Source organism: Sulfitobacter sp. HI0027 (assembly GCF_001634775.1).
In the GTDB taxonomy this organism is placed as follows: Bacteria; Pseudomonadota; Alphaproteobacteria; order Rhodobacterales; family Rhodobacteraceae; genus Sulfitobacter.
Map to the genome: position 1 here is coordinate 1 of NZ_LWER01000451.1, position 7169 is coordinate 7169.

Below are 7169 nucleotides of genomic sequence, written 5' to 3' on the forward strand. Positions count from 1 at the left end.
GCGCGATGAGTTTTACCTCATGTCCAAGCGCTTCCATCTCGCGCGCCCAATAATGTGCGCTGCCACATGCCTCGAGGATAACCAAGCTTGGCTCCTGCTTAGCCATGAACACGGGAAACTGCGTTCGCGTCAGCTTCTTGCGAAACTGAATCTCCCCCGTGTGCAGCGCCCCATGAACTTGAAAAACATTCTTTGCCAGATCGACCCCGATCATCATATCCTTCATCTCGCCGTCCTCCTCTTTGTGTGGCTTTCAACACCACGACCTTGGCACATTGCGATGCCGTCTGGGGAGGGCGGCAACCACTCCATCTGTTGACCCTTTCACCCTATCCGAAGCGCGCTATCCCGCAAGTCTCTTGATAGGTCGCAGGGCGACAGGCGCCCGAGCCAGAGAGGCTCGAGAGGTGCAATCATATGGAAGAGAAGGGAAAAACCCCTGGCTATGACGCTACGTCAGGTCAGTTGCGCGATGAGGGTTTTCAGCGCTTTGCGGCTGTGATCCTCTAGGGGTGCCATGCGCGACCGCCAGAGTGTGGCCTGCGATTGCAGGATCAAACCGTCGCTGAGGATCTTGAGGTGATTGGCGCGCAGCGTCTCTCCGCTGGAGGTGATATCGGCAATCGCCTCGGCGGTTTCATTCAGCACCGTGCCCTCGGTCGCGCCTTGGCTGTCGACCAGCGCGTAATCGGCCACACCGTGGGTGCGCAGGAATTCCCGCACCAACCGGTGGTATTTCGTGGCGATGCGCAGGCGGAAGCCATGTTCCGCACGGAAGGCCGCCGCGGCGGCATCCAGATCATCCAGCGTATCGACATCGACCCAAGCCTGCGGCACCGCGATGATCAGGTCGGCATGGCCAAAGTTCAGTTCCTCAAGCGGCTCGACCAGTTGATCCCAAAGCGCCAGCTTCTCTTGCACCAGATCGGTGCCGGTCACGCCAAGGTGGATCCGCCCCGCCGACAGTTCGCGCGGGATTTCTCCGGCTGAGAGCAGCACCAGAGAGACATCTTCGATGCCCTCGACCTTGCCCGCATATTCGCGGTCGGACCCGGTGCGCTGCAAGCTCACGCCGCGCGCGCCGAACCATTCAAAGGTCTTTTCCATCAGCCGCCCCTTGGACGGCACACCAAGTTTCAGCGTCATTGCCCGGCCTCCAGTTCTAGCATCAGGCCGGGGCGCATCACACCGCCCACCGCCGGGATTTCATCGCCCTGCCCCAACCGCCGGGTCAGCGCGTCATAGCGCCCGCCGCTGGCGATGCTGGGCAGATCGGGCCGCGAGGCCGCGCGGAAGGCAAAAACGAAACCGTCGTAATATTCCATCGAAGACCGCCCATGGCTGGCCTCGAAGAGCAGCGCATCGGTGTCGATCCCACGGGCGCGCATCGCATCGGCGCGGGCCGCAACGCGGGCCACGGCATCGCCGATGGCGGGCATATCGACAGCCAGATCGCGCAGCCGGCTCAGCGCGTTCGGCAGGGTTTCTTTGACCTCCAACAGCGCCTCGAAAAGATCGACTTGCTGCGCGGAAATCGGCGCGGTCTTGGCGTCTTCGCGCAGCGCTGCCACGCGGGCTTCGATCTCTGCCTGTGAGCGCAGTCCGACCATGGGTGCCGAAATCTCAGCCTCTGCCTTGGCCAACAGCGCTTTGCGTCCGGCAGGCACAGGGCTGCGCCCCGCATAGCGGTCCAGCAACGCGCGAAAGCGGCGCGGGCGCCAGATGTGACGCATCAATGCCTGTTTGCGCGCGGGCGAGGTATCAAGCCCCTGCACCGCCGCCATCAGCACACCGATATCCCCCGTCACCGGGCGCACCGGCAACCCCTGCATCGCCTCGGCGATCAGGGCGAAAACCTCGGCATCTGCCGCCGCCGGGTCGGCGCGGTCGAAAACCTCGAAACCCACCTGAATGTACTCATTGGCGCGGTTCGGATCATGCTCCTGCCGCCGAAAGACCTCTCCCGAATAGGTATAGCGCGCGGGCTCGGCCCCATGGGCCATATGCATCTGCACCACGGGCACGGTGAAATCGGGGCGCAGCATCTGCTCGCCACGCAGCGCGTCCGATGTCACATAGGCGCGCGCGCGGATATCCTCGCCGTAGAGGTCCAGCAGCGTGTCGGCCGGTTGCAGGATCGGCGGCTCGACGAGCACAGCGCCCTGCGCGTCGAAAATCGCGCGTAGCGACGCCGCCCGCGCCAGCGTTTCGGAACGTGTCGGCATCAGCTTGTCCGATCCAGAATATCGCGGACCGCCTTGATCAGATCGGCGCGGGGCACTTCATATTGGTTGGGGCGCTCTTTCCACTCATCATGGCTCGCCTCTTGCGCCAGTTGCGCGCCCAGCACCATGTCCTTGATCTGCACCACGCCGCGGTCTTTCTCGTCACCGCCTTCGATGACGACGACCGGGCTCTGCCGCTTGTCGGCGTATTTCATCTGGTTGCTGAAGTTCTTGGGGTTGCCCAGATATACCTCTGCCCGGATGCCCGCCTGCCGCAACTCCGCGACCATCGCCTGATAATCGGCCATGCGGTCGCGGTCCATCACGGTGACGACGATGGGGCCTTCAGGTACCATTCTTCGTTCGGCCCGCATAGCTAAAGCGGCCAGCAGCCGGTCAACGCCAATAGAGACTCCCGTCGCAGGCACTTCCTGCCCCGTGAAACGCTTCACAAGCCCGTCATAGCGCCCACCGCCCGCGACCGAGCCGAAGTTGCGCGCGCGGCCTTTTTCGTCTTTGATCTCAAAGGTAAGCTCGGCCTCGAACACCGGCCCTGTGTAGTAGCCAAGGCCGCGCACGACCGACGGATCAATCTCAACCCGGTCAGGACCATAGCCACCCGCGGCCAGAAGGTCAGAGATCAGCTCAAGCTCATCCACACCCTGCACACCGACATCGGAGCCCGCGACCAACTCGCGCAGCCGCGCCACAGTCTCGGCCCCGCTGTCGCGTTTGGCCTGCATGAAACCCATGACCACATCGGCCTGCGCGTCTTCCAATCCGGCACCCTTGGTGAAATCGCCGCTGTCGTCCTTGCGCCCCTCACCGAGCAAGGCGCGCACGCCCTCTGGCCCCAGCCGGTCCAACTTGTCGATGGCGCGCAGCACGATGCCGCGTTCGGTGTCCTTGTCGTCACCGGCAAGGCCCGCAACCTCCAGCACGCCGTTCAGCACCTTGCGGTTGTTCACGCGCACTACATAGTCGCCGCGCGCGATCCCGACCTCTTCCAGACAATCGGCCAGCATCGCGCAAATCTCGGCATCTGCCGCGACCGATGGCGCGCCTACGGTATCCGCATCGCACTGATAAAACTGGCGAAACCGCCCCGGCCCTGGCTTTTCATTGCGCCAAACCGGCCCCATCGCATAGCGGCGATAGGGCATCGGCAGATCGTTGCGGTGCTGGGCATAGACCCGCGCCAAGGGCGCTGTCAGATCATAGCGCAGCGCCAGCCAATCGCCGGGTTTGTCGCCTTCTGAATCTTCCTGCCACGCGAAAACGCCCTCGTTCGGGCGGTCCACATCGGGGAGAAATTTGCCAAGCGCCTCGACCGTCTCCACGCCCGAGCTTTCCAGCGCGTCGAACCCATAGCGGTGGTAAACTGCGGCGATCTTGCTGAGCATCTCGGCCCGATGGGTCACCTCGGTCCCGAAATAATCGCGGAACCCCTTGGGGGTTTGCGCCTTGGGACGGGGGGTTTTCTTGGGCTTTGCCATGGCAAGGATCCTCGGTGCATCAATTGGCCTCGCGTCTAGCCCAAGCCCCCCGCAAGAGCAAGCAACGCTGCGTGTTGCCCCTGTCTTGTGCCGCCCGCCCATGCTAAATCGCGCAAAAAGGACGCCCCCATGCCAGAACAAACCCCAGATCAAACCGCAGAACGAATTAACCAACTCGAAGAGCAGATCGCCCACCTGACCCGCGCGGTCGATGATATGTCAGAGATCGTCACCCGTCAGGAGGATGAGATCGTGACCCTGAACCGCCGCGTGCATATGTTGATGCAGCGCGAGGGGGAGCGGGATGCCTCAGGCGGTGGCGCGGTCGTCATGGGCGACGAACGGCCACCGCATTATTGAGCCGCAACCCGCTCAATCCGCTGATTTCATTGCCACGGCGGCCACCGCCCCGTCATGCACCAACACCTCAGACCAACGCGCGGTTTCGCCCAACCGCTCATAAGCATTGACGAAAAACGCCGTTTTATCGAGCGTGCCAATCCGCTTGCCACAGGGTTTGCCTTTGCCCGCGCCGCAGACACTGGCCTTGATCGCCTCATAGGCCGCGTCGGTCTCGGCGATGGGCAGGTTTTCCCCACCCGGGCCATAGTGCAACTGCTCATAGACCGAGGGCGTGCCGAACAAGACATTGGCCGCCGTCAACTGGCGCGCGCAATCATCCGCAAAACCGGTGATATAGAAACTGCGCGCCCCCGCGCTGCCGGGTTGAGAATCGAACAGCCGATAGCCCCGCGCCGCAGGTTCTTCGACCATCTTGCCCAAATCTTGCTCTCGCACATCACAGACGCGGGCGACCTCCCCAAAAGGCAGGGCGGTGCCAAAGCCGATCTCGTCAACCTGAGGCGCCGGCGCGGAGGGCGCCATGCCGCAGGCCGAGGGAAGCGCTGCCATGATCAAAAGGCCGATGCGTCGTTTCATGCTTTGCTCCCCGTTGCTTATCAGGCAGTTAGCGCAGCCACCGCTTGCCGTCCACTGACGGGCGGAAAAAGGGCGGATCTGCGCGAGGGGCGAGGTCAGATTTCCTCGACCTCCATCACCCCGTCGAGCGAGCGGATCGCGCCCTTGATCTGCGGTGTCACCGGGAACTCGCGCCCCAGATCAACCTCGACCTCGCCGGGCAGGCTTGGGTCCATCAGGCAGAACTGCACCGGCCCCTTCCCCGCCGCCTTGACCGCTTGGCGCGCCCCGTCGAGTACATCGGCCACCGATTGAATCGCCCCCGGCCCGTCGATGAAAACGCGCAGCCCCATGCTGCCCGCATCCGCCACCGCCGCGTCGATCGGGCCGATGCCGCGTGCCAAGAGCTTTAACTGGTCGCTTTCCATCGTGGCCTCGACGGTAACGACGACCTTGGACCCGACCTCCAGATGATCGCGCGACGCCTCCAGCACATCGGAGAAGATCGTCACCTCGTAGCCACCCGTGGGGTCCGACAGCTGTGCAAAGGCAAAGCGGTTGCCCCGCGCCGACTTGCGCTCTTGCCGTCCGGCGACCACGCCCGCCAGCCGCGCGTTCATCGCGCCGCGGGTGCTGACCTTTTCGTTCAATTCGTCCAGCGTGAGGAAGGGCAAGCCCGCCTCGCGCGCCCATTTGCGTTTCAGCGGCGGCATGTAGTCGTCAAGCGGATGGCCCGAAAGATAAAAGCCCACGGCCTTGAATTCCTCGGCCAGCCGCTCCGCCGATTGCCAGTCATCGCAGGGCAGCATCCGCGGTTCGGGCAGATCATCGCCTGCCTCACCAAAGAGCGACACCTGACTGCTGGCTTTCTGCTCATGGATCGCCGCGGAGTAGCTGACCAGCCCGTCGAGCGATTGGAACACCCGCCGCCGGTTGCTGTCGAGCTGATCGAAGGCGCCCGAGCGCACCAGCATCTCCAGCGGTCGCTTGCCCACGCGCTTGAGGTCCACCCGGCGGGCGAGGTCAAAGAGCGTGGCAAAGGGCTTATCGACACCGTCGACCTTGCGCCCCTCGGTCACCAGCCGCATCGCCTCAAGCCCGACGTTCTTCAACGCACCGAGCGCATAGACCAGCGCGCCATCGACCACTTTGAAGGTCGCATCCGAGCGGTTCACGCAGGGCGGCACCCAAGGCAGTTCCAGCCGCTTGCGCACTTCCTCGAAGTAAACCGCCAGCTTGTCAGTCAGGTGGATATCGCAATTCATCACCCCGGCCATGAACTCGACCGGGTGGTTCGCTTTCAGCCAAGCGGTCTGGTAGCTGACCACAGCATAGGCCGCCGCGTGGGATTTGTTGAAACCGTAGTTAGCGAATTTTTCCAGAAGGTCGAAGACCTCTGCCGCCTTTTTCTTGTCGACGCCATTGGCCATCGCGCCCTTTTCGAACTTGGGGCGTTCCTTGGCCATTTCCTCGGCGATCTTTTTACCCATCGCACGGCGCAACAGGTCCGCGCCGCCAAGCGAGTAGCCCGCCATGACCTGCGCGATCTGCATCACCTGTTCTTGGTAAACGATGATGCCTTGGGTCTCTTCAAGGATGTAGTCGATCGACGGGTGCACGGATTCCAGTTCGCGCTGGCCATTCTTGACCTCGCAATAGACCGGAATGTTCTCCATTGGGCCGGGGCGGTAAAGCGCCACGAGGGCCACGATGTCCTCGATACAGGTCGGCTTCATGCGCTTGAGCGCATCCATCATGCCGCTGGATTCCACCTGAAAGACCGCAACCGTCTTGGCGCTGGAGTAAAGCTTGTAAGTCGCTTTATCGTCGAGCGGGATCGTGGCCACGTCATCCACGTGCCCCTCTGGCGGCTCATAAATTTGGCGACCATCCGCGGCGAGGTGCAGATGCCGCCCGCCCGCTTTGATCTGATCAAGCGCGTTTTGGATGACGGTGAGGGTCTTCAGACCCAGAAAGTCGAATTTCACCAGCCCGGCCTGTTCGACCCATTTCATGTTGAACTGCGTCGCCGGCATATCCGAGCGCGGGTCTTGGTAGAGCGGCACCAGATGGTCCAGCGGCCGGTCGCCGATGACCACACCCGCCGCGTGGGTCGAGGCGTTCCTGAGCAGACCCTCGACCTGCTGGCCATAGGTCAGCAAGCGGTCCACGACCTCCTCGTTCTTAGCCTCCTCGCGCAGGCGCGGCTCATCCGCCAGCGCCTTTTCGATGGAGACGGGTTTTACCCCCTCCACCGGGATCATCTTCGACAGACGGTCGACCTGCCCGTAGGGCATCTGCAACACGCGACCAATATCGCGCACCGCCGCCTTGGACAAAAGCGCACCGAAGGTGATGATCTGCCCCACCTTGTCGCGGCCATATTTCTCTTGCACGTAGCGGATCACCTCTTCGCGGCGGTCCATGCAAAAGTCGATGTCGAAGTCGGGCATCGAGACCCGCTCGGGGTTGAGGAAACGCTCGAACAGGAGCGAATAGCGCAGGGGGTCGAGGTCGGTGATGGTCAGCG

At 62.9% G+C, this 7169-nt stretch carries 6 protein-coding genes and 1 pseudogene; 1 reads left to right on the forward strand and 6 read right to left on the reverse strand.

Annotation, left to right across the window (positions count from 1 at the left end):
* The 4 genes and pseudogenes from A3722_RS21750 to hisS form a co-directional block, all read right to left on the reverse strand.
* A pseudogene (locus A3722_RS21750) lies at positions 1-226 on the reverse strand (IS110 family transposase); the annotation flags it as partial.
* Between the two features lie 230 nt (positions 227-456).
* On the reverse strand, positions 457-1146 hold the full coding sequence (gene hisG / locus A3722_RS21755) for an ATP phosphoribosyltransferase (RefSeq protein WP_067624598.1): 690 nt from the start codon (positions 1144-1146) through the stop codon (positions 457-459).
* Positions 1143-2225, reverse strand: a complete 1083-nt coding sequence (locus A3722_RS21760) for an ATP phosphoribosyltransferase regulatory subunit (RefSeq protein ID WP_067624595.1) — start codon at positions 2223-2225, stop codon at positions 1143-1145. The genes hisG and A3722_RS21760 overlap by 4 nt, the downstream gene beginning before the upstream one ends.
* Positions 2225-3721, reverse strand: coding sequence for a histidine--tRNA ligase (hisS, locus tag A3722_RS21765; RefSeq protein WP_067624592.1), 1497 nt, complete (start codon positions 3719-3721; stop codon positions 2225-2227). Before hisS ends, A3722_RS21760 begins: the two co-directional genes overlap by 1 nt.
* 165 nt (positions 3722-3886) lie before the next feature.
* Here hisS and A3722_RS21770 point away from each other — a divergent pair, with 165 nt between their 5' ends.
* Positions 3887-4081 (forward strand): SlyX family protein, encoded by a 195-nt coding sequence (locus tag A3722_RS21770; protein WP_040700622.1) that lies wholly within the window; start codon positions 3887-3889, stop codon positions 4079-4081.
* 12 nt (positions 4082-4093) lie between these two features.
* On the opposite strand, the gene A3722_RS21775 is transcribed toward A3722_RS21770, so the two are convergent.
* Both A3722_RS21775 and dnaE read right to left on the reverse strand, forming a co-directional pair.
* Complete coding sequence (locus A3722_RS21775; RefSeq protein WP_067624587.1) at positions 4094-4660, reverse strand: hypothetical protein; 567 nt, start codon at positions 4658-4660, stop codon at positions 4094-4096.
* A gap of 95 nt (positions 4661-4755) precedes the next feature.
* The coding region (gene dnaE / locus A3722_RS21780) for a DNA polymerase III subunit alpha (protein WP_067916458.1) at positions 4756-7169 on the reverse strand (2414 nt) is incomplete at its 5' end.

Bases quoted from the DNA above. Each gene is read 5' to 3' on its own strand.
- hisS (WP_067624592.1), bottom strand. From the start codon at position 3,721: ATGGCAAAGCCCAAGAAAACCCCCCGTCCCAAGGCGCAAACCCCCAAG.
- A3722_RS21775 (WP_067624587.1), bottom strand. From the start codon at position 4,660: ATGAAACGACGCATCGGCCTTTTGATCATGGCAGCGCTTCCCTCGGCC.
- A3722_RS21760 (WP_067624595.1), bottom strand. From the start codon at position 2,225: ATGCCGACACGTTCCGAAACGCTGGCGCGGGCGGCGTCGCTACGCGCG.
- hisG (WP_067624598.1), bottom strand. From the start codon at position 1,146: ATGACGCTGAAACTTGGTGTGCCGTCCAAGGGGCGGCTGATGGAAAAG.